Raw genomic sequence first — 21,353 nt, 5'->3', positions numbered from 1 at the left:
CAGCGGCTACGCGTCGCCCCCCGCCGCGCCCGGGTGCGCCGCCGTCACGTCCAGCAGCTGGTACCGGTCGATCGCCTGCTTGAGCACCGAGCGGTCGAGCCTGCCCTCCCGGGCCAGCTCGGTCAGCACCGCGACCACGATGGACTGCGCGTCGATGTGGAAGAACCGGCGTGCCGCGCCGCGCGTGTCGGCGAAGCCGAAGCCGTCGGCGCCCAGCGACTGGTACGTGCCCGGCACCCAGCGCGCGATCTGGTCCGGAACCGACCGCATCCAGTCGGACACGGCCACGAACGGGCCCTCGGCGCCGCCCAGCTTGCGCGTCACGTACGGGGTGCGCTGCTCCTCCTCCGGGTGGAGCAGGTTGTGCTCCTCGCAGGCCACGGCCTCGCGCCGCAGCTCGTTCCAGGAGGTGGCGGACCAGACGTCGGCCTTCACGTTCCACTCCGCCGCGAGGATCCGCTGCGCCTCGATCGCCCAGGGGACCGCGACACCGGACGCCATGATCTGCGCCGGGACGGTGCCCGCGGTGCCCGCGCTGATCCGGTGGATGCCCTTGAGGATGCCCTCGACGTCCACGTCGGCGGGCTCCGCCGGGTGCTGGATCGGCTCGTTGTAGACGGTCAGGTAGTAGAAGACGTCCTCGCCGTGCGGGTGCTCGGCGTCGCCGCCGTACATGCGGCGCAGGCCGTCCTGGACGATGTGCGCGATCTCGTACGCGTACGCCGGGTCGTAGGCCACGCAGCCCGGGTTCGTCGAGGCGAGCAGCTGGGAGTGGCCGTCGGCGTGCTGGAGGCCCTCACCGGTCAGGGTCGTGCGTCCGGCGGTCGCACCCAGGACGAAACCGCGCGCCAGCTGGTCGGCCATCTGCCAGAACTGGTCGCCGGTGCGCTGGAAGCCGAACATCGAGTAGAAGACGTAGACGGGGATGAGCGGCTCGCCGTGGGTCGCGTAGGCGGAGCCCGCCGCGATCAGGGAGGCCGTGCAGCCGGCCTCGGAGATGCCGTCGTGCAGCATCTGGCCGGTCGGCGACTCCTTGTAGGCGAGCAGCAGGTCGCGGTCGACCGACTCGTACTGCTGGCCGAGCGGGTTGTAGATCTTCGCGCTCGGGAAGAAGGAGTCCATGCCGAAGGTGCGGTACTCGTCGGGCGCGATCAGGACGAAGCGCTTGCCGAGTTCCTTGTCCCGCATGAGGTCCTTGAGCAGTCGTACGAACGCCATGGTGGTGGCGATGGACTGCTGGCCGGTGCCCTTCTTCACGGTCGCGTACGTCTTGTCGTCCGGCAGGGTGAGCGGCTGGGAGCGCACGACGCGGGTCGGCACGTACCCGCCGAGCCCCTTGCGCCGGTCGTGCATGTACTGGATCTCCTCCGAGTCCCGGCCCGGGTGGTAGTACGGCGGCAGGCCGGACTCCAGCTCCCGGTCGGAGATCGGCAGGTGCAGCCGGTCCCGGAAGCCCTTGAGGTCGGCGACCGTCAGCTTCTTCATCTGGTGGGTGGCGTTGCGGCCCTCGAAGTTCGGGCCCAGCGTCCAGCCCTTGATCGTCTTGGCCAGGATGACCGTCGGCTGGCCCCGGTGCTCGGTGGCCGCCTTGAACGCCGCGTAGATCTTGCGGTGGTCGTGGCCGCCGCGCCCCAGGTGCAGGATCTGGTCGTCGGTCATGTGCTCGACCATCGCGCGCAGCCGCTGGTCGTCCCCGAAGAAGTGGTCGCGGATGTACGCGCCGGACTCGGTGGCGTAGGTCTGGAACTGACCGTCCGGGGTCGTGTTCATCCTGTTGACCAGGAGGCCGTCGCGGTCCTGGGCGAGCAGCGGGTCCCAGGTGCGGTCCCAGACCAGCTTGATCACGTTCCAGCCGGCGCCGCGGAAGACCGACTCCAGCTCCTGGATGATCTTGCCGTTGCCGCGCACCGGGCCGTCCAGCCGCTGCAGGTTGCAGTTGACGACGAAGGTCAGGTTGTCCAGGCCCTCGCGGGCGGCGATGGACAGCTGGCCGAGCGATTCCGGCTCGTCCATCTCGCCGTCGCCGAGGAACGCCCACACGTGCGAGGCCGAGGTGTCGGCGATCCCGCGCGCGTGCATGTAGCGGTTCATCCGCGCCTGGTAGATCGCGCCGATCGGGCCGAGGCCCATCGACACCGTCGGGAACTCCCAGAAGTCCGGCATCGAGCGCGGGTGCGGATAGCTGGAGAGGCCGTTCGGGTACTTCGACTTCTCCTGGCGGAAGCCGTCCAGCTGCTCCTCGCCGAGCCGGTCGAGCAGGAACGCGCGCGCGTAGATGCCGGGGGAGGCGTGGCCCTGGAAGAAGACCTGGTCGCCGCCGCGGCCGTCGTCCTTGCCGCGAAAGAAGTGGTTGAAGCCGACGTCGTAGAGGGACGCGGAGGAGGCGAAGGTGGCGATGTGGCCGCCGACGCCGATGCCCGGACGCTGCGCGCGGGAGACCATGACGGCCGCGTTCCAGCGGGTCGCGTTGAGGATCCTGCGCTCGATCTCCTCATTGCCCGGGAAGAACGGCTCCGCGCGGGTGGGGATAGTGTTGACGTAGTCCGAGCTGCGCATCTCGGGCACGGCCACCCGCCGCTCGCGCGCGCGCTCGATCAGGCGGAGCATCAGATAACGGGCCCGTTCCCGGCCGCGTTCGTCCACGGCGGCGTCGAGCGAGTCGAGCCACTCCTGGGTTTCCTCGGGATCGAAGTCAGGAACCTGACTCGGAAGGCCGCCAATGATGATCGGGTTGCGATCGGATCCGGAAGCCACGCTGTTCCTTACCTGTCAGAGGGGCACTGATTCCCTGCGTTTTCCTGCATATCCCTGCGTTTCGCTGCACCGCTGTCCATCGTCCACCCCGGGGCACCGCACGTCATCTCTACCGCGAGGTAACTCGGTCCCGGCCAAAACGCAACGATACGCCCGGGGTGTGACGCGCTTGGCAAACTCGTTCGACGGTCGTATGTGAGGATGATTCTGAAAGGAACATAGCGGGCAAAAGGGAGTGGTGTATGCCACACCCGACTGCGATACGGTGCCGGGAGTTGCGGCGACACGGCCGGGATCGTCACCGTTTCGGCGGTCTCGACGGCCGGGTACTTGCGCGATCCGTCCCGCCCGTGTGGACTACGGCCAATGCTTCGCGCACGCGCGTGGCTGAGTTAATCAACAAGACATGATCAGGAGGCAACCCGTGAGCGCGACCGCGGACCACGCGGAGGAGCGGACCACCCCTGCCGTCAGGCTGGGGTTCCAGCCAGACCAGGTGGTCCAGGAGATCGGCTACGACGACGACGTCGACCAGGAACTCCGTGAGTCCATCGAAGACACCATCGGCACCGAGTTGGTGGACGAGGACTACGACGACGTGGCCGACGCCGTGGTGCTGTGGTTCCGTGAGGACGACGGCGACCTGACGGACGCGCTGGTGGATGCCGTCACGTACATGGAGGAAGGCGGCTGGATCCTGCTGCTGACCCCGAAGACGGGCCGTGACGGCTACGTCGAGCCGAGTGACATCGGTGAGGCGGCCACGACCGCCGGCCTCTCGCAGACCAAGAGCGTCAGCGTGGGCAAGGACTGGAACGGCAGCCGGCTGCTGACCCCGAAGGGTGCCGCCAAGAAGCGCTGAGCCCCGCGGCCGGCGGAGGGACCGTGCCCCGGTCCGTCCGCCGGCCTGCCGTGATCGCCGCGCGTAGGGTGCCACGTAGGGTGTTCTCACCCGAACAGCCCCTTACGAAGGGATGCAGTGATGGCGATCCAGGTCGGCGACAAGGCGCCCGACTTCGCACTCAAGGACAACCACGGCCGGTCCGTGCGGCTGTCCGACTTCCGCGGCGAGAAGAACGTCGTGCTGCTCTTCTACCCGTTCGCCTTCACGGGTGTGTGCACCGGTGAGCTGTGCGAGCTGCGCGACAACCTGCCGCGCTTCGAGGACCGCGACACCCAGCTGCTCGCCGTCTCCAACGACTCCATCCACACCCTGCGGGTCTTCGCCGAGCAGGAGGGCCTGGAGTACCCGCTGCTCAGCGACTTCTGGCCGCACGGCGGCACCTCGCGCGACTACGGCGTCTTCGACGAGGCCAAGGGCTGCGCGGTCCGCGGCACCTTCGTCATCGACAAGGAAGGCGTCGTGCGGTGGACCGTGGTCAACGGACTGCCCGACGCGCGCGACCTGAACGAGTACGTGAGCGCGCTCGACGCCCTGTAGACCGGCCGGCGGTCCCCTGAAGGGCTCTCCCCTGACGCCGTACGCCGACCCGCCGAGGATCACGGGACAGCCCTTAGGGGGCGACCTGGCCGACACCCGGTAATTCTTCGGGGTCCAGGGCCTGCGGGGGGCGGGAACCCGTCACTAGGATCGAGACGTTGATCCGGTATCCGAAGCACGACGGGGGCTCCCCGCCCCTGGACACCACAAGGGAGGACTCGTGGGAGTCAGCCTCAGCAAGGGCGGCAACGTTTCGCTGACGAAGGAGGCCCCCGGCATGACCGCGGTCCTCGTCGGTCTGGGCTGGGACGTGAGGACCACCACCGGCACCGACTTCGACCTGGACGCCAGCGCGCTGCTGCTGAACGCCGAGGGCAAGGTCGGCAGCGACCAGAACTTCGTCTTCTTCAACAACCTGAAGAGCCCCGACGGTTCGGTCGAGCACACCGGTGACAACCTCACCGGTGAGGGCGAGGGCGACGACGAGGTGATCAAGGTCAACCTGGCCACGGTCCCGGCCGACGTCGACAAGATCGTCTTCCCGGTGTCGATCTACGACGCCGACAATCGCCAGCAGTCCTTCGGTCAGGTCCGCAACGCGTTCATCCGCGTGGTGAACCAGGCCGGCGGCGCCGAGATCGCCCGCTACGACCTGTCCGAGGACGCCTCGACCGAGACCGCGATGGTCTTCGGCGAGCTGTACCGCAACGGCGCGGAGTGGAAGTTCCGCGCCATCGGCCAGGGCTACGCCTCCGGCCTGCGCGGCATCGCCCAGGACTTCGGCGTCAACGTCTGAGTCCTGCCGGGGGCCCAGCCACTCGCACGTCCGCTCTGTCCGGCGCCGCACCGTTTACGGTCGGCGCCGGACGCGCAGGACAACCGGAGAAGCACCACTAGGGGAGGACCAACACCATGGGCGTCACGCTCGCCAAGGGAGGCAATGTCTCCCTCTCCAAGGCCGCACCGAACCTCACCAACGTCATGATCGGACTCGGCTGGGACGCCCGGTCGACCACCGGCGCCCCCTTCGACCTGGACGCCAGCGCGCTGCTGTGCAAGGACGGCCGGGTGCTCGGTGACGAGTGGTTCGTCTTCTACAACCAGCTCACGAGCCCGGACGGCTCGGTCGAGCACACCGGTGACAACCTGACCGGTGAGGGCGAGGGCGACGACGAATCGATTCTGGTCGACCTGCCCAGAGTGCCGGCCCAGTGCGACAAGATCATTTTCCCGGTCTCCATCCACATGGCCGACGAGCGCGGCCAGACCTTCGGCCAGGTCTCCAACGCCTTCATCCGGGTCGTCAACCAGGCCGACGGCCAGGAGCTCGCCCGCTACGACCTCAGCGAGGACGCCTCCACCGAGACCGCCATGATCTTCGGCGAGCTCTACCGGTACCAGGGCGAATGGAAGTTCCGGGCCGTCGGCCAGGGGTACGCGTCGGGGCTGCGGGGCATCGCGCTCGACTTCGGTGTGAACGTCTCGTAGCACTCGTCACAGCCGGATGTGGGGCCCGCGCGAGCCGCAGGACACCGGTGCCCTCTAGACTCCGTGGTCAACAGTGAGTAAAGCCGAGTACGGCGCGGGGCGCACCCACAGGTTCCCCCGCACACGATGATTGGGTAGCCAGTGCTTCTGAAAACCTTCGGCTGGTCGTTCGCGATCACCGCGCTCGGCCTGGTCGCCGCGGTCTTCTACGGGGGGTGGGAGGCCTTTGGGATCGTGGCCATCCTCGCCGTCCTCGAGATCTCCCTGTCGTTCGACAACGCGGTCGTCAACGCCGGAATCCTGAAGAAGATGAACGCCTTCTGGCAGAAGATCTTCCTCACGGTCGGCGTGCTCATCGCGGTCTTCGGCATGCGGCTGGTCTTCCCCGTCGTGATCGTCGCGGTCACCGCCAAGATGGGCCCCATCGAGGCCGTCGACCTCGCGCTCAACAACAAGGACCGCTACCAGGAACTGGTCACCGACGCGCACCCGGCGATCGCCGCCTTCGGTGGCATGTTCCTGCTGATGATCTTCCTCGACTTCATCTTCGAGGACCGGGACATCCAGTGGCTGCGCTGGATCGAGCGCCCGCTGGCCAAGCTCGGCAAGGTCGACATGCTGTCGGTCTGCATCGCCCTGATCGTCCTGCTGATCACCTCCTTCACCTTCGCCACCCACGCCCACCAGCACGGCGGCGGACACGTGGACAAGGCCCAGACGGTCCTGATCGCCGGTATCGCCGGCCTGATCACCTACATGATCGTCGGCGGACTCTCCGGCTTCTTCGAGGACCGGCTCGAGGCCGAGGAGGAGCGTGAGCACGAGGAGGAGGAAGAGGCCGAACGCACCGGCAGGAAGAAGTCGTCGGTCGTGCTGGCCGGACAGGCCGCGTTCTTCATGTTCCTCTACCTCGAGGTCCTGGACGCGTCCTTCTCCTTCGACGGCGTGATCGGCGCGTTCGCCATCACCAACGACATCGTGCTCATGGCGCTCGGCCTCGGCATCGGCGCCATGTACGTCCGCTCGCTCACGGTCTACCTGGTCCGGCAGGGCACCCTGGACGACTACGTCTACCTGGAGCACGGCGCCCACTACGCGATCGGCGCGCTGGCGGTCATCCTGATGGTCACCATCCAGTACGAGATCAACGAGGTCATCACCGGTCTCGTCGGCGTCGTCCTGATCGCCTGGTCGTTCTGGTCGTCCGTGCGGCGCAACCAGCGCCTGGCGGCGGCCGAGGGGAACGCGGGGACGGACGACAAGGCCGAGGTCCCGTCCGGCGTCTGAACCGGGCCACCGGGCCGGAAACGAAGGGTGTGACACCCTTCAGGACGAGGAACGCTCTGTTCGGGGCGGCCGACACGGTCGGCCGCCCCGCGGCGTCGGCGGAAGTCTCTGGGGGCGGGAATGGGTTTCTTCGACGGGCTGCTGGGCGGCAGGGCGGCCGAGTTCGACTCGGGCAGTGCCGCGTCCAACTCCATCGAGCTCACCAAGCGGCACCAGCAGGTGTCCCTCACCAAGCAGGGCGCGGCCACCGGCAACCTGCGCGTCAACCTCACCTGGCGGATGCGGACGTCGGACTTCGACGGGGAGCAGCGGGAGAGTCTCTTCCGGCACCCGTTCAAGGCGCTCAGGCCCCCCGAGGTGATGGGGCACGGGCAGAGCATGGTCAACGTCGACCTCGACCTCGGCGCGCTGTACGAGCTGTCCGACGGCAGCAAGGGGGTCGTACAGCCGCTCGGCGGTCTGCTCGGGGACGTGAACGCCCCGCCGTACATCAAGCTCAGCGGCGACGACCGCTTCGGGTCGGCGTCCGGCGAGACGATGTACGTCAACCTCGACCACCGCGACGACATCCGGCGCCTGCTGGTCTTCGTGTACATCTACGACCAGACGCCCGCCTTCGACCGCACCCACGCGATCGTCACGCTGTACCCGAGCAACGGGCCGCGCATCGAGATCGGCCTGGACGAACGCCATCCGCAGGCCCGGTCCTGCGCGGTGGTGATGATCGAGAACGTGAAGGGCGAACTGGTCGTCCGGCGTGAGGTGAAGTTCGTCTACGGCTTCCAGGGCGAGCTGGACCGGCTGTACGGCTGGGGCCTGCAGTGGGGGCGGGGTTACAAGACGAAGGCGGAGAAGTAGTCCGTGCGGTGCGGGTGCAGTCAGCGCCCGATGAACTGCGGCCCCTGCGGAGGCAGCCGGAAGTCCGGGCCCGGGACGGTCGCCACCGGGACCGGGGCCTGGGCCGGCGGCGGGTAGCCGTACCCCGACTGGGGCTGGGTCTGGGGGTAGCCGTAGGCCGGCTGCGGGGCCGAGGCGGGTTGTGGGTACCCGTACGCGGGCTGGGCCGGGACCGATGTCGGCTGCTCGGGCGGGAGCGGCTGGGCGCCCTGCGGTTCGTCCAGCGTCTCCGACTCGTCCACCGAGATGCCGAAGTCGGTCGCCAGGCCCTTCAGGCCGTTGCTGTAGCCCTCGCCCAGCGCGCGGAACTTCCAGCCCTCGCCCCTGCGGTACAGCTCGCCGCAGATCAGCGCCGTCTCGGCGCCGGTCTCGGGCTTGATGTCGAAGTGGGCCAGCGATTCGGCGTCGGGGACCGAGGCGTCGTACAGCAGGATGCGCAGGGCGGGTACGTTCTCGAACGGGACGCCGTCGGCCGAGGCGACCAGGAGGATTCGGCCGACATTGGGCTCGACACCGGTGAGATCTGTCTGGATCGTGTCGGTGAGGCCTTCCGCCACCCGTTTCTTGCCGAGCCGCCAGACCTTCCCGGACGGGTGCCGGGGCTGGTTGTAGAAGACGAAGTCCTCGTCGGATCGCACACGTCCGTCGGGGCCGAGGAGCAGCGCCGAGGCATCCACGTCCGGTACTCCCTGTCCGGGCGTCCACTGCAGCACGGCCCGGACCGTGCCGGCGTCCAGCGGGACGTTCGACCCTTTCAGCATCGCGTGCGTCATGCGGTCATCCTGCCCTCTCGGTCCTGGTCACGACAACGCGGGGGGCCTCGCACCCGACACAGGCGGGTTACCTGGAATTCATGCCCGGCGGGAACCCTCGACATGGCTCTGTACGTACTATTACCGGCCACCCTTTACCCAATCCACAGGTCAGGCCCACGCCACGGGGGAGTTGCATGCGTCATTTCGGGCACATCGCGCCAGAGGTACGCCGACGCCTCTTCCACCAGGAGCCGTGCGAGTTCACCGCCGACTCCCCGGCCCGGCTGCTCTCGGCGGCCCTGGGCGCCACGCTCTACAGCCCGGCGACCCGGGAGCGGCTCGCCGACGACGTCGTCAAGCAGGCGGGGCTCGGCGTGGTCTCGATGGTGCTGTGCCTGGAGGACTCCATCGGGGACGAGGACGTGGCGGCGGGCGAGGAGAACCTGGTCCGCCAGTTCGCCGACCTGGCCGCCCGGGTCCGCGAGGGCGTGGAGCCGCCGCTGCTCTTCATCCGGGTCCGCGAGCCCGAGCAGATCCCCGATCTCGTGCGACGGCTCGGTGACAGCGTGTCACTGCTGTCCGGCTTCGTGTTCCCGAAGTTCACCGAGGAGCGCGGCATCCCCTTCCTGCAGGCCCTGGACGGCGCCGAGGCGCGCAGCGGGCGGCGGCTGTTCGGAATGCCCGTCCTGGAGACGCCCGAGCTGATGTACCGCGAGACGCGTGTCGACGCCCTGGAGGGCATCGCCCGCGCCGTGGACAAGTACCGCGACAAGGTGCTGGCGCTGCGTCTGGGCGTGACCGACTTCTGTTCGTCGTACGGGCTGCGGCGGGCCCCCGACATGACCGCCTACGACGTGCAGATCATCGCGTCCGTCATCGCCGACGTGGTGAACATGCTGGGGCGGGCCGACGGCACCGGGTTCACGGTGACCGGACCGGTCTGGGAGTACTTCCGGGTGCCCGAGCGCATGTTCAAGCCGATGCTGCGCACCAGTCCGTTCCTGGCCGAGCAGGCCGTGGAGCTGCGCGACCGGCTGATCGAGCACGCCATGGACGGGCTGCTGCGGGAGATCTCCCTGGACCAGGCCAACGGGCTGCTGGGCAAGACCTGCATCCACCCCTCGCACGTCATACCCGTGCACGCGCTGTCGGTCGTCAGTCACGAGGAGTTCTGCGACGCCCAGGACATCCTGCGGCCGGAACGGGGCGGTGGGGGTGTACTTCGCTCGGCGTACACGAACAAGATGAACGAGGTGAAGCCGCACCGCGCCTGGGCCGAGCGGACCATGCTGCGGGCCGAGGTGTTCGGCGTGGCCAACGAGGACGTCGGCTTCGTGGAGCTGCTCGCCGCCGGAATCCCCGGCTGACGGGCCCTAGGGGACGACACAGGAAGCGCATGAACATCGCAGTGAACAACGGGGACTGGTCCGGCAGCTGGGTCGCCGAGCGGCTCGGAGTCGAACTCGTGGGCGACGACGGACTGCGGGCCCTGCTCGGGCTCGCCCTGCGCCGCAACCCGAAACGGGCCCATCTGCTGGTCTCCAACGTGCTGGGCAAGCACGTGCCGCAGTCGCCTGCGGTGGTGTACGGGCACGGGTCCGCCCTCGGCCGCCGGGTGCGCGAGCTCCTCGGTGACGAGGAGGCGGCGCGCGCGGTGGTGGTCGGCTACGCGGAGACGGCCACCGGCCTCGGCCACTGCGTCGCGGACGGCATCGGTCTCGCCCCCTACCTGCACTCCACGCGGCGCCCGGTGCCCGGGGTGACCCCGGCCGGCGGGTTCGAGGAGTCCCACTCGCACGCGACCTCCCACCTGCTGCTTCCCGAGGACCCCGCGCTGCTCTCCGGCGACGGCCCCCTGGTCCTGGTCGACGACGAGTTCTCCACGGGCAACACGATCCTGAACACGATCAGGGACCTGCACGCCCGCTATCCGCGGAAACGTTACGTCGTGGTGGCTCTGGTCGATATGCGGTCCGCGGCGGACGCGGGGCGCCTCGACGACCTCGCCGACGAGATCGGCGCCCGGGTGGACCTGGTGGCAGGCGCCTGTGGAACGGTGAAGCTGCCGGACGGCGTCCTGGAGAAGGGCCAGGCGCTGGTGGCGCGGTACGAGGAGAGCGCGGCGGCGGACGATGCGCCGGGTGCGGGTGCGTCGGGGCCGATCGCGCAGTTCCCCGCGCCCCTGGGTGGGGAGACCGGGCGTCGGCCTCAGGAGCAACCCCGGGTGGGGGCGCGGGGAACTGCGCGACCAGGTCCCACCGGTCCGCAGCCGACCCGCGACCTCATCACCCGCGTCGACCTGCACTGGCCGCACGGCCTCCCCGACGGGGGCCGCCACGGCTTCGGCACCGCCCACCGAATACGCCTCGAAGCGGCCCTGCCCGCCATGGCCGCCCGCCTCGCCGAGGCGCTGCCCCTGGGCGCCCGCCGGGTGCTCACCCTCGGCTTCGAGGAACTGATGTACACCCCCCTGCGGGTCGCCCGTGAGCTGGAGCCCCTCGTCCCCGCCGAGGTGCGCTACTCCACCACCACCCGCTCGCCCGTGCTGGCCGTCGACGACCCCGGTTACGCCATCCGCAGCCGACTCGTCTTCCCGGCCCACGACGATCCCGCCGACGGTCCCGGCGAGCGCTACGCGTACAACGTGGCCGGGGCCGGTTTCGACGCCGTCGTCGTGTTCGTCGACTCGGCCGGTGACACCCCCGAACTGCACGCGCCGGACGGCCTGTTGGCCCGGCTCGGCGCGTATGTCCCGCATGTCCTGCTCGCGGTCGTACCGTCGTACGTCCCCGCGCCGACCGAAGAGAGCCCCGCCATGCTGCCCGAGCCCCTCCGCGGCCCCGCCTTCTCCTCGTATCCGCCGGAGGACGTCGGCTGGCTGCTCCAGGACCTCTCGGACGTCACGCTGGAGGCGCCGACCGAGGAGCGCGAGGAGGCGATCCAGAGCGGCGGCGCGCACTACGCGGAGTCGCTGCCGCAGGAGTACCAGCCGAGCGAGCGGTACCAGGCGCTGTTCCACGCGGCGCTGGAGACCTCGGCCGCGCGGATCGCGCAGGCGGTCGGGGTCGTGACCGAGACCGTGCTGGCCGAGCGGTCCGCCCGCCCGGTCCTGGTCTCGCTGGCCCGCGCCGGGACCCCGGTGGGCGTCCTGATGCGGCGCTGGGCCCGGTTCCGCTACGGCCTCGACCTGCCGCACTACGCGGTGTCGATCGTGCGCGGCCGCGGCATCGACGCGAACGCCCTGCGCTATCTGGCGGACCGTCACGACCCGCGGGACGTGGTGTTCGTGGACGGCTGGACGGGCAAGGGCGCGATCACCAGGGAACTCGCCGACGCGATCGTGGAGTTCCAGGAGCGGGAGGGCGTCTTCGGCTTCGACCCGGAGATCGCGGTGCTCGCCGATCCCGGCTCGTGCGTGCGGACCTACGGCACCCGGGAGGACTTCCTGATCCCCTCCGCGTGCCTCAACTCCACCGTCTCCGGGCTGATCTCGCGGACCGTGCTGCGAGCCGACCTGGTGGGTCCGAACGACTTCCACGGCGCGAAGTTCTACCGCGAACTGGCCGGTGCGGACGTCTCGGTGGCCTTCCTGGAGGCGGTCTCCGCCCACTTCCCGGCGGCCGTGGACGCGGTGGACGCGGCCGTGAAGGAGCTGGCCGCGGCGGACCGCACGCCGACCTGGGAGGGCTGGGCGGCCGTCGAGCGGATCAGCGAGGAGTACGGCATCCACGACGTGAACCTCGTCAAGCCGGGCGTGGGGGAGACCACCCGGGTGCTGCTGCGCCGGGTGCCCTGGAAGATCCTGGCGCGGGCCGGTGCCGGTGCCGACCTCGACCACGTGCGGCTGCTGGCCGAGCAGCGTGGTGTTCCGGTCGAGGAGGTCGGCGAACTGCCGTACACCTGCGTCGGGTTGATCCATCCCAAGTACACGCGCGGGGCGACCGGCGCCGACGGCAGGGCGGTGAACGTCTGATGGCGGTGCTGGTGGCCAGCGACCTCGACCGTACGCTCATCTACTCGGCGGGCGCGCTCTCCCTGACGATGCCGGACGCGCGGGCGCCCCGGCTGCTCTGTGTCGAGGTGCACGAGAGCAGGCCGCTGTCCTACCTGACCGAGACCTCCGCGCAGTTGCTGACCGAACTCGGTGACGCGGCCGTCTTCGTGCCGACGACCACCCGGACCCGCAAGCAGTACGAGCGGATCAACCTGCCCGGGCCCGCGCCGCGTTACGCCATCTGTGCCAACGGCGGCCATCTGCTGGTGGACGGGGTGTCCGACGGGGACTGGCACGGGCGGGTGCTGGCGCGGCTGGCCGAGGAGTGCGCGCCGCTCGACGAGGTGTGCGGGTACCTGGCCGAGCACGCCGACCCGGTGTGGCTGCGCAAACTCCGGGTGGCCGAGGACCTGTTCGCCTACCTGGTGGTGGAGCGGGAGTTGCTGCCCGAGGAGTGGGTGAAGAACCTCGCCGTGTGGGCGGAGAACCGCGGCTGGACGGTGTCCCTGCAGGGGCGGAAGGTCTACGCCGTGCCCAAGCCGCTGACGAAGAGCGCGGCGATGCGGGAGGTGGCGCGGCGGGTCGGCGCCGGGCTGACGCTGGCCGCCGGCGACTCGCTGCTCGACGCCGATCTGCTGCTGGCCGCGGACCGCGGCTGGCGCCCCGGCCACGGCGAGTTGGCCGACGCCGGCTGGGCCGGGCCGGCCGTCGTCGCGTTGCCGGAGCGCGGGGTGATCGCCGGTGAACGAATCCTGCGGGAATTCCTGAAGACGGTCCGTACGGAGGGCTAACCGCAACAACCGCCGCCGCAACAGCCGCCTCCAGAACCGGAGTTGGCGGCGGGAGCGGAGGCGGAGGCGGTACCGCCGACCGCCACCGCGGACAAGAGCTTTACGGTGTCTTCATGCCCCTGGGGGCATGCTGCCGGAGCGGACGACTCGGCCATGGGGCGGGACAGTTCGAAGGTGTCGCCGCAGGTGCGGCAGCGGTACTCGTAGCGGGGCATAGGGAACAGGCTAACGGGAGTACTGGGGTAGTGATGGGCATCACTGCGCCTCAGAATTTCATGAGTGTTCCTTTCTGTCCGATACTTGTGCGGAGATATTGAAAAGATCGCTGATAATTTAAGCTGGCCGCGAGGAGCCGAAAGACCGGGGGATGAGGGGGGCTCGCAGCGCCGCGCCCGCCGCGGTCCTGCCACCCGTCGTGTCTAACCGCGCGCGCAAGACCGAGTGCGAGGGGAGACGCAGTCGTGAGGGACGGTACGGAGCGGACGGGTGACCCCGAAGACGGCAACGACCAGGCCGGATCCCGGGATCGAAAGCCGTTCGAGCCGGACGCGACCCTGCATCTGAAGGTCGACGCCCTGCGCGCGGAGCACGCTCCGCGGCAGAAGGACGAAGACCCTGAGCAGGCGCAGGAGATCGCGCGACGCAAGGCGGAGTCCTTGTGGAACGAACTGCACGCCCTGCGGGCCGCGGAGGCCGGCACCGCGGCGGCGAAGGGCGGCGCCGACACGCCGGCGGCGGGCACGCGGGCGGACGGCGAGAAGCCGGATCCGCCGCGGCACGACGAGACCCTGCACCTGAAGGTGGCCGCCCTGCGGGCGGACGTCACGATGCAGATCCGGGTGCCCGAACAGCGGCGGTCGGAGCCCGAGCCGGAGTCCGCGGCCCCGGGCGGCCGGGCCGAACGGCGCCGCAGCGCCCGCCTGTCGCCCCAGGAACGGGCGCTGGCGGCCCTCGCGGGAGTCCGGGCCCTCGTGGGGCCCCGACTCGCGCCACTGGCCCCGTACGCGCGCAAGCTGCGGCCGCTGTACCCACGGCCCGGCCGGTCCGGCTGGCGGCGCTGGATGCCGTCCTGGCGGCAGTGGCTGGGGGGCGCCCTCGGGAGCATCGGCCTCACCGGGCTGTTCCTCGTCGTCGCCTACGCGGCCACGGACATACCGTCCAACCTCAACACCTATGCCACCCAGCAGGACAACGTCTACTTCTGGTCCGACGGCACCCCGATGGCCCGGACCGGCTGGGTGCAGCGGCAGGACATGCCGCTCAAGGACATACCCGTGGACGTGCGCTGGGCGGTCCTCGCGGCGGAGAACGAGAGTTTCTACTCGGATCCCGGTATTTCGGTGAAAGGCATAACCAGGGCCCTGTATCGCACGATCGGCCAAGGGGACACCGAGGGTGGTTCGACCATCACCCAGCAATACGTGAAAAACGTCTATCTCACGCAGAACCAGACGGTGAGCCGCAAGTTCACCGAGGCGATGATCTCCCTCAAGCTCGACAACAGGATGAGCAAGGACCAGATCCTGGAGGGATACCTCAACACCAGCTGGTTCGGCCGGGGCACGTACGGCATCCAGCGCGCCGCCCAGGCCTACTACGGCAAGGACGTCGGGCAGCTGAACGCCAGTCAGGCCGCCATGCTCGCCTCCCTGCTCAAGGGAGCCGGACTCTACGACCCCACACTGAGCCAGGCCAACCACAAGCGGGCCGTGGAGCGCTGGTCGTGGATCCTGGACCGGATGGTCAAGATAGGCAAGCTGTCACCCGCCGAGCGCGCCAAGTACAAGACCTTCCCCGAACCGATCAAGAACAACAAGGTCTACGACACCGGCAGCCAGAGCGACTACCTGGTGGAACTGGCGCAGCAGTACGCCAAGAAGTCCGCCCACATCTCGGACAAGCAGTTCGACCTCGGCGGATACCAGATCTACACCACCTTCGACCGCAAGAAGGAGGACACCCTCACCAAGGCGGTGACCAAGGCCCGCAAGGACGCCGAGAAGAGCGACCCCAGGCTCGCCGAGGACGCCCACTACGGCGCCGCGTCGGTCTCCGACGACGGACGGATCGTCGCCGTGTACGGCGGCCCCGACCACCGCAAGCAGGGCTTCAACGAGTCCAACTCGACCACCGTCCAGGCCGGTTCCGCCTTCCTGCCCTTCGTCTACGCCGCCGGCCTCCAGAACGGCGTCCACAAGGAGCGCGGCGGGGCAACCACCCCGGTCACCCCGGAGACGCTCTACGACGGCGACGACAGGATCCCGGTCACCACACCGGACGGCCCGTACTGGGACCGCAGCGGCAAGAAGGTCTCCGCCAGCAACGACAACGGCACGTCCTACGGACAGATCAGCCTCTCCCAGGCCCTCGCCAAGTCCGTGAACACCCCGTTCATGCAACTCGGCATGGACACCGGACTGGACCGGGTACGGGCCACCGCGGTCGCCTCCGGGCTGCTCTCCGACAGCATCGGGGCGCAGGTGCCGGCGCTGTCCATGGGCAGCTCCACGCCCAGCGCGATCCGGATGGCGAGCGGCTACGCGACCTTCGCGGCCGGCGGCGACCACACCGAGCCGTACTCGGTCGCCAAGATCACCCGCAACGGCCACCGCGTCGCCCTCGACACCCCGAAGCCGGCCCGCGCGGTCCGCGCCGACGTGGCCGAGGACGTCGAACAGGCACTCAGCGAATCGTTCCGTCTCGCCCATCCGGGCCTCGCCGTCGGCACCCCGGTCTCGGGCAAGGCGGGCAGTACCAACGCCGCAGGGAAGGACACCGCCTCCTGGTACACCGGCACGGCCTCGTCCGTGACCACGTCCGTCGTCGTCTACCGCCTCGACCTGAACAAGTCCCTGGAGCCGCTCCCCCTCCAAGGACTCGCAGGAAGCGGCGAGGACAGCGTCTCGTACGAGGTCTGGGCACAGGCCATGGGCCTTGACTGACCACCGAAGCCGACAGCTCCCCCACACCACCCGCAGAGTGAGCCCGCATGAAGCCCCGCACGAAGTCGACAACCGGCGGCCGCCGCCGCAAGGCGCCCGCCCGTGACCGCCGTCCAGCCCGGCCGGAGTTCGTGACCCTGGCCGCCTTCCTCGTCGTCGCCTCCCTCGTCGCGGGCTACCTGGTGCTCACCAGACAGGACGACACCGCCCCCACCGCCGCCGGCACCCGCAGGACCGCCCCGTCGGCGTCGGCGAGCCCGAAATGGGACGGCAAGACCAAGATCCTCGGAGACGGATCCACCTCCTACACCGGGCCCCAGAAAGGCCAGCTGAAGCCCGAGAAACTCAAGCCCGGTGAGAAACCGCCCCAGTTCGTCGTCTTCTCCTGGGACGGCGCCCTGCAGGGCGACGACCAGCTCTTCTCGCACTACCGCGAGATGGCCAAGCAGTACAACGCCCACATGACCTTCTTCCTCACCGGCATCTACCTCCTGCCCAAGAGCAAGAAGTCCCTCTACACCGGCCCCATGCACTCCCCGGGCGACGCCGCGATCGACTACGCCACCGACGCCCACATCCGCACCACCCTGGAGCAGCTGCGCGAGGCCTACGACCAGGGCAACGAGATCGGCACCCACTTCAACGGCCACTTCTGCGAGAAGAAGGGCGGCGGCGAGTGGAGCGTCGCCCAGTGGAAGAGCGAGATCGACCAGTTCTACCGGTTCGTCGAGAACTGGAAGACCAACACCGGCTTCAAGGACATCCCCGCCCTGCCCTTCGACTTCAAGCAGGAGGTCGTCGGCGGCCGCGCCCCCTGCCTGGAAGGCCAGCCCAACCTCCTCAAGGCCCTCCAGAAGTACGGCTACAACTGGAAGTACGACGCCAGCTCCCCCGGCGACTACCAGATATGGCCGTCCAAGAAGAACGGCCTCTGGAACTTCCCCCTGGAACTGCTGCCCTACGGCGACAACATCCAGGCCCTCTCCATGGACTTCAACTTCCTCTACAACCAGTCCAACGGCGAGGTCGACGGCGACTCCTCCCAGTACGCCACCTGGGAACAGGAGACCGTCGACTCCTACATGAACGGCTTCAACCGCGTCTACTACGGCAGCCGCGCCCCGCTCTTCATCGGCAACCACTTCGAGGACTGGAACGGCGGCATCTACATGAAGGCCATCGACCAGATCGTCCCGAAGATCTGCACCAAAAAGGGCGTCAAATGCGTCTCCTTCAAGGAACTCGCCGCCTGGATGGACGCCCAGGACCCCGAAACCCTGGCCCGGCTGCGCTCCCTCGACCCGGCCCAGGCCCCGTCCGACTGGTCCTCGATCGTCAAGTGAGGCTCGCCGGGGGCTGATTCCGGTTCCGTAACCCCCTTCACAACGGCCACACACGCCGTGCGAAGATGCCGTCGCCCGGTAGGTGTACCGGCGTAGAGGGGAAACACCATTGAAATCAAGAAAACTGAGCCGTAAGCGCAGCCGTGCGGCCATAGTCACGGCGGCGGCGGCCTCGGTCGTCGCCGGCGTCGCCCTCGTGCCCAACTGGAGCGCGGGCGCGGCGGTCGTGGACGATCCGACCGTGAACGCCGCGACCAAGGCGACCTTCCAGAAGCTGGCCGACGCGGTCTTCACCGACCGCACCCAGGCCCTCGTGCACGGGGCCACCACGAAGCAGAGCACCACCCGCTTCTCCGGCGACGTCCGCATGTCCAGCACCCAGTCGCGTGACGAGCACTCCGCGCTGACCCAGCTGCGCGGCCGCCAGAACAGCCTCGCCAAGCTCGGCGAGACCTACAGCGCCGGCAACACCCGGGTCACGCTCGACGCGACCCGCGTCACCGGCCGCACCGCCAAGGCCGACGTCACCGAGACCACGACGCTGACCTACGCCAAGGCCACCGGCAACGCCCCGAAGACCACCGGCTTCCAGTCCCACCACGAGCTGACCTTCAAGGCCGACCGGCAGGGCACCTGGCAGCTCACCAAGGTCAAGGACACGGACGACGGCGGCCTCGCCGTCAACACCCTGTCCAAGCCGTCGGTCAAGGCACCCGCCACCGGCGACGACGGCAACACCACGCCGGACGCCCCGCGCGCCGCCACCACCCGCAACCCGGTGGCCGTGCCCAAGACCGGCACCACGTACGACTACAAGGCCATGGCGGCCTACGCCGAGAAGTACTGGAACGTCTACAACAAGGACTACCCGGACTTCAACGGCCAGGGCGCCGGCGGCGACTGCACCAACTTCGTCAGCCAGTCCCTGAAGGCCGGCGGCTGGAAGCACGTCCCGGGCTACGTGTACGACTACACGAAGTGGTTCGGCACCGCCGACATCCAGTCCGACTCCTTCGTCGGCGTCAACGAGTGGTCCTGGTTCGCCCAGAACTCCAAGCGGACCAAGCCGCTCGCCAACGTCTACCAGGCCGAGGTCGGCGACGTCATCCAGATGGACTTCAACCGTGACGGGGAGAAGGACCACACGATGATCGTGACGTACAAGAGCAACGGCGTCCCGTACGTCACGTACCACTCGAACAACACGCTCCGCCGGTCGGTGGCGAGCCTCATCGCCGCCTACCCCAACGCGTACTACTACGCCTACCGCACCTGATCACCCGCGGTGAGGGCCCGCTGCTCCGCCTCGGGGTGGCGGGCCCGCCAGTAGGGATTGTCGTGCGGCAGGTTCGTGCTCACCCTGCCGTACATCCCGAACGCCATCAGCACGATGCCCACCACGAAACTGAACAGCACGTTCTGGATCCTGAAGGCCAGGAAGTTCGAGTCCGTGTCCAGCAGGGCCAGGAACAGGAAGCCGTTCAGGATGAACAGCACCCCCAGCACCATGTTCAGCGTGGACGCGAAATTCCCGCCGACCACCATCCCGACGAACAGCAGCAGGCCGACACAGATCGACAGCACACTCAGTGCGCCGTTCGTGTTCAGACCCACCGCGGTGTTGCCGCCCGTGTCGAAGAAACCGATGTTGTCGGTGAGCCCGAGGATCCCGAAGGCCAGCAGGAACAGGCCCATCAGGCCCGCCCCCACCCGGTAGACCTGGTTCAGACGGTGATCGACGGGCAACGCCTCGTCGAACAGGATCTGCCGCCGCGTCTCACGGTGCGCGTGCGCCATGTGTGAGGCCATCTCCGCCTCCAGATGTCGAGTGCGGTTCGCCTACCAATATCCGCCCGCACCGACCCGTCGGCAACGGCTCACCGGGCAGACGGACCACGAGACGAACCGCTCACCGGACGAACCGCACGCGAGACGCACTACCGCCGGGCGAGCCGCTCACGAGACGAACGGTCACGGATGCCCGGTACCCCGGTCCTCCCGGATCTGCCCCACCACCCGCGCCACGCTCCGCCGCACCGCCTCCGTCTCCGTCAGGAAGTGCCAGTAGTCCGGATGGCGCCCCTCCAGCGTCCCGACCGCCCGCTCCAGCCGCCCCACCGCGTCGTCCAGCGGCCGCGCGTGCCGCGGGTCGGGACTCGTCCGCCCCGACATCGCCAGCCGCTGCGCGTCCCGGATCGCGAACCGGGTCCGCTCGATCTCCGCCTGCGGATCCTTCTGCACCGCGTTCAGCCGGGCCAGCCGGTCACCGGCCGCCGACACCGCCTCGTCCGTGCCGTTCAGCAGCGCCCGCACCGTCGACAGCAGCGAGGTGGCGTCCGCCCACCGCTGCCCGTCCCGGGCGGCCCGCGCCTCCTCCAGCTTCTGCTCGGCCTGCCGGACGTTCAGCCCGGCCTGCCGGGGCACCTCCTGCAGATCCTGCCAGCAGGCGGCCGAGAACCGCCGCCGCAGCTCGCTCAGCACCGGATCCACCTGCCCGGCCCGCGTCGTCAGCGCCTGCGCGCGCGTACGCAGACTCACCAGCCGGTGGTCGATCTCGGCCGCCTGCTCCGGCAGCCGCTCCGCCTCCACCCGGATCGCCTCGGCCTCCCGCTGCACCCGCCCGGCCCGCTCCAGCGTGGCCTGCACACCGTGCCGACCCGCACCCTGGTTGAGCTTCGTCAGCTCCGGCGACAACGCGGCCAGCCGGGCCGCCAGCTCATCGGCCCTGATCCGGGTCTCCCGCACGGCGTCCAGCGCGTTGCTGGCCGCCAGCAGCGCCTGCCGGGCCCGCTCCACGGCCGGCGCCAGCCGCGCCAGCTGCGTCTCGGCCTTGCCGAGCAGCGGCCCGAGCGACTCCCCGAACCGGTCCAGCTCCCCCTTGACCCGGACCAGCTCGTCCTTGGCCCCGGAGATCTCCGCCCGCGCCCGCGAGGCGACGGAGGCCTCCAGGTCGTCCCGGTCCAGATCGTGGGCGTCGATGGCCTGGATGTAACGGTTGCTGGCCTCGTCGATCCGCCGCCCCAGCTCCTCGAAGTCGGAGACGGCACGGCGGGCGGCCGGAGTGTCGTCGACGGCGGAGATGGTCTCTATGGAGATCCGCAGATCCCGCTGGGCGGTGTCCAGCTCGTAGAAGGCGCCCGCGGCGGCGTCCTTTGCCGCCTGCGCCTCGGCCCGCTGACTGTCCGCCCGTCCCCCGAACCACCGCCGGGTCCCGCCCCCGGCGAACGCCCCCGGCACCACCAGCACGGCGAGCAACGGCAGACTCACCAGCCCCAGGACATCCCGGAAGGGCGTGCGCCGGACCCGCACGGGAATCGGGTACGACCGCTCGGATACCGCCGAAGTCGCCGATGTCCCCGATGTCCCCGTCACTTCTCCCTCTCCCGTGCCACGGTGCGCCCTGAGTCCTGGCGGCTGCTGCAATTCTCCCACTCGTGAAAGACGAACACACGAGCCGGTCAGTTCGCGGTTGACGGGATCGACCCGTGCCGCTTCCCCGTATGGCCGTCCCGGATACGGGTTTGCGGGGCAGGGCGCCGGGCAATGTAGGCTGTCGACTCGTCTCGGGTGCGTAGCTCAGGGGTAGAGCGCCTGCCTTACAAGCAGGATGTCGGCGGTTCGAAACCGTCCGCGCCCACAACGTGAGAGGACCCCGGCCGAT

At 69.3% G+C, this 21,353-nt stretch carries 17 protein-coding genes and 1 tRNA gene; 13 read left to right on the top strand and 5 right to left on the bottom strand.

What is annotated here, in order from left to right:
- Positions 1–6 precede the first annotated feature (6 nt).
- Positions 7–2,754: a pyruvate dehydrogenase (acetyl-transferring), homodimeric type gene (gene aceE, locus ACFY3I_RS34635; RefSeq protein WP_390864963.1), complete on the bottom strand. Its 2,748-nt coding sequence runs from the start codon at positions 2,752–2,754 to the stop codon at positions 7–9.
- A gap of 424 nt (positions 2,755–3,178) precedes the next feature.
- On the opposite strand from aceE, the gene ACFY3I_RS34630 reads away from it, so the two are divergent.
- The 6 genes from ACFY3I_RS34630 to ACFY3I_RS34605 all read left to right on the top strand — a co-directional run bounded on the left by ACFY3I_RS34630 (position 3,179) and on the right by ACFY3I_RS34605 (position 7,828).
- On the top strand, positions 3,179–3,616 hold the full coding sequence (locus ACFY3I_RS34630; RefSeq protein ID WP_351692127.1) for a DUF3052 domain-containing protein: 438 nt from the start codon (positions 3,179–3,181) through the stop codon (positions 3,614–3,616).
- 120 nt (positions 3,617–3,736) lie between these two features.
- On the top strand, positions 3,737–4,195 hold the full coding sequence (locus ACFY3I_RS34625; protein WP_390864962.1) for a peroxiredoxin: 459 nt from the start codon (positions 3,737–3,739) through the stop codon (positions 4,193–4,195).
- 220 nt (positions 4,196–4,415) lie between these two features.
- Complete coding sequence (locus ACFY3I_RS34620) at positions 4,416–4,991, top strand: TerD family protein (RefSeq protein ID WP_365290147.1); 576 nt, start codon at positions 4,416–4,418, stop codon at positions 4,989–4,991.
- A gap of 116 nt (positions 4,992–5,107) precedes the next feature.
- Entirely contained in the window at positions 5,108–5,683 is a 576-nt protein-coding gene (locus ACFY3I_RS34615) for a TerD family protein (protein WP_365290149.1), read from the top strand.
- Positions 5,684–5,824: 141 nt separating this feature from the next.
- Positions 5,825–6,970, top strand: coding sequence for a DUF475 domain-containing protein (locus ACFY3I_RS34610; RefSeq protein ID WP_365290151.1), 1,146 nt, complete (start codon positions 5,825–5,827; stop codon positions 6,968–6,970).
- Between the two features lie 120 nt (positions 6,971–7,090).
- Complete coding sequence (locus tag ACFY3I_RS34605) at positions 7,091–7,828, top strand: Tellurium resistance (RefSeq protein ID WP_365290153.1); 738 nt, start codon at positions 7,091–7,093, stop codon at positions 7,826–7,828.
- Between the two features lie 20 nt (positions 7,829–7,848).
- On the opposite strand, the gene ACFY3I_RS34600 is transcribed toward ACFY3I_RS34605, so the two are convergent.
- Positions 7,849–8,640 (bottom strand): TerD family protein, encoded by a 792-nt coding sequence (locus ACFY3I_RS34600; RefSeq protein ID WP_365290155.1) that lies wholly within the window; start codon positions 8,638–8,640, stop codon positions 7,849–7,851.
- A 176-nt stretch (positions 8,641–8,816) separates the two neighbouring features.
- On the opposite strand from ACFY3I_RS34600, the gene ACFY3I_RS34595 reads away from it, so the two are divergent.
- Genes ACFY3I_RS34595 through ACFY3I_RS34585 form a run of 3 tightly spaced genes read left to right on the top strand, consistent with a single transcriptional unit; the run spans position 8,817 to position 13,407 of the window.
- A complete protein-coding gene (locus ACFY3I_RS34595) occupies positions 8,817–9,989 on the top strand; it encodes an HpcH/HpaI aldolase/citrate lyase family protein (protein WP_365290157.1) in 1,173 nt (390 codons plus the stop codon).
- Between the two features lie 29 nt (positions 9,990–10,018).
- On the top strand, positions 10,019–12,595 hold the full coding sequence (locus tag ACFY3I_RS34590) for a phosphoribosyltransferase (protein ID WP_390864961.1): 2,577 nt from the start codon (positions 10,019–10,021) through the stop codon (positions 12,593–12,595).
- Positions 12,595–13,407: an HAD family hydrolase gene (locus tag ACFY3I_RS34585; protein WP_390864960.1), complete on the top strand. Its 813-nt coding sequence runs from the start codon at positions 12,595–12,597 to the stop codon at positions 13,405–13,407. The genes ACFY3I_RS34590 and ACFY3I_RS34585 overlap by 1 nt, the downstream gene beginning before the upstream one ends.
- Here the strand turns inward: ACFY3I_RS34585 and ACFY3I_RS34580 are convergent.
- Positions 13,404–13,622 (bottom strand): zinc ribbon domain-containing protein, encoded by a 219-nt coding sequence (locus ACFY3I_RS34580; RefSeq protein ID WP_365290163.1) that lies wholly within the window; start codon positions 13,620–13,622, stop codon positions 13,404–13,406. The two genes, ACFY3I_RS34585 and ACFY3I_RS34580, sit on opposite strands and share 4 nt — an antisense overlap.
- A gap of 612 nt (positions 13,623–14,234) precedes the next feature.
- Here ACFY3I_RS34580 and ACFY3I_RS34575 point away from each other — a divergent pair.
- The 3 genes from ACFY3I_RS34575 (at position 14,235) to ACFY3I_RS34565 (ending at position 18,968) form a co-directional block, all read left to right on the top strand.
- On the top strand, positions 14,235–16,349 hold the full coding sequence (locus tag ACFY3I_RS34575; protein ID WP_390865155.1) for a transglycosylase domain-containing protein: 2,115 nt from the start codon (positions 14,235–14,237) through the stop codon (positions 16,347–16,349).
- A gap of 47 nt (positions 16,350–16,396) precedes the next feature.
- Positions 16,397–17,692, top strand: coding sequence for a hypothetical protein (locus ACFY3I_RS34570; protein ID WP_390864959.1), 1,296 nt, complete (start codon positions 16,397–16,399; stop codon positions 17,690–17,692).
- A 109-nt stretch (positions 17,693–17,801) separates the two neighbouring features.
- The gene (locus ACFY3I_RS34565; protein WP_390864958.1) at positions 17,802–18,968 is read left to right on the top strand and encodes an amidase domain-containing protein; all 1,167 of its coding nucleotides are present in this window, start codon (positions 17,802–17,804) and stop codon (positions 18,966–18,968) included.
- Here ACFY3I_RS34565 and ACFY3I_RS34560 read toward each other — a convergent pair.
- Both ACFY3I_RS34560 and ACFY3I_RS34555 read right to left on the bottom strand, forming a co-directional pair.
- Complete coding sequence (locus ACFY3I_RS34560; protein WP_390864957.1) at positions 18,956–19,501, bottom strand: DUF4383 domain-containing protein; 546 nt, start codon at positions 19,499–19,501, stop codon at positions 18,956–18,958. The genes ACFY3I_RS34565 and ACFY3I_RS34560 overlap by 13 nt on opposite strands.
- 162 nt (positions 19,502–19,663) lie before the next feature.
- Positions 19,664–21,007: a hypothetical protein gene (locus ACFY3I_RS34555; protein ID WP_390865154.1), complete on the bottom strand. Its 1,344-nt coding sequence runs from the start codon at positions 21,005–21,007 to the stop codon at positions 19,664–19,666.
- 250 nt (positions 21,008–21,257) lie between these two features.
- Between ACFY3I_RS34555 and ACFY3I_RS34550 the strand changes: the two genes are divergently transcribed.
- A tRNA-Val gene (locus ACFY3I_RS34550) sits at positions 21,258–21,329 on the top strand.
- The last annotated feature ends 24 nt before the right edge of the window (positions 21,330–21,353 follow it).

This window comes from Streptomyces sp. NPDC001068 (genome assembly GCF_042897315.1).
Classification (GTDB): domain Bacteria; phylum Actinomycetota; class Actinomycetes; order Streptomycetales; family Streptomycetaceae; genus Streptomyces.
Note: the sequence above shows the minus strand (reverse complement) of the source record. Positions and strands in the feature narration are given on the sequence as shown.

Coding starts and splice junctions, on each gene's coding strand:
- ACFY3I_RS34605 (WP_365290153.1), top strand. CDS start 7,091: ATGGGTTTCTTCGACGGGCTGCTGGGCGGCAGGGCGGCCGAGTTCGAC.
- ACFY3I_RS34615 (WP_365290149.1), top strand. CDS start 5,108: ATGGGCGTCACGCTCGCCAAGGGAGGCAATGTCTCCCTCTCCAAGGCC.
- ACFY3I_RS34585 (WP_390864960.1), top strand. CDS start 12,595: ATGGCGGTGCTGGTGGCCAGCGACCTCGACCGTACGCTCATCTACTCG.
- ACFY3I_RS34570 (WP_390864959.1), top strand. CDS start 16,397: ATGAAGCCCCGCACGAAGTCGACAACCGGCGGCCGCCGCCGCAAGGCG.
- ACFY3I_RS34595 (WP_365290157.1), top strand. CDS start 8,817: ATGCGTCATTTCGGGCACATCGCGCCAGAGGTACGCCGACGCCTCTTC.
- ACFY3I_RS34590 (WP_390864961.1), top strand. CDS start 10,019: ATGAACATCGCAGTGAACAACGGGGACTGGTCCGGCAGCTGGGTCGCC.
- ACFY3I_RS34625 (WP_390864962.1), top strand. CDS start 3,737: ATGGCGATCCAGGTCGGCGACAAGGCGCCCGACTTCGCACTCAAGGAC.
- ACFY3I_RS34575 (WP_390865155.1), top strand. CDS start 14,235: ATGCAGATCCGGGTGCCCGAACAGCGGCGGTCGGAGCCCGAGCCGGAG.
- ACFY3I_RS34600 (WP_365290155.1), bottom strand. CDS start 8,640: ATGACGCACGCGATGCTGAAAGGGTCGAACGTCCCGCTGGACGCCGGC.
- ACFY3I_RS34560 (WP_390864957.1), bottom strand. CDS start 19,501: ATGGCCTCACACATGGCGCACGCGCACCGTGAGACGCGGCGGCAGATC.
- ACFY3I_RS34580 (WP_365290163.1), bottom strand. CDS start 13,622: ATGCCCCGCTACGAGTACCGCTGCCGCACCTGCGGCGACACCTTCGAA.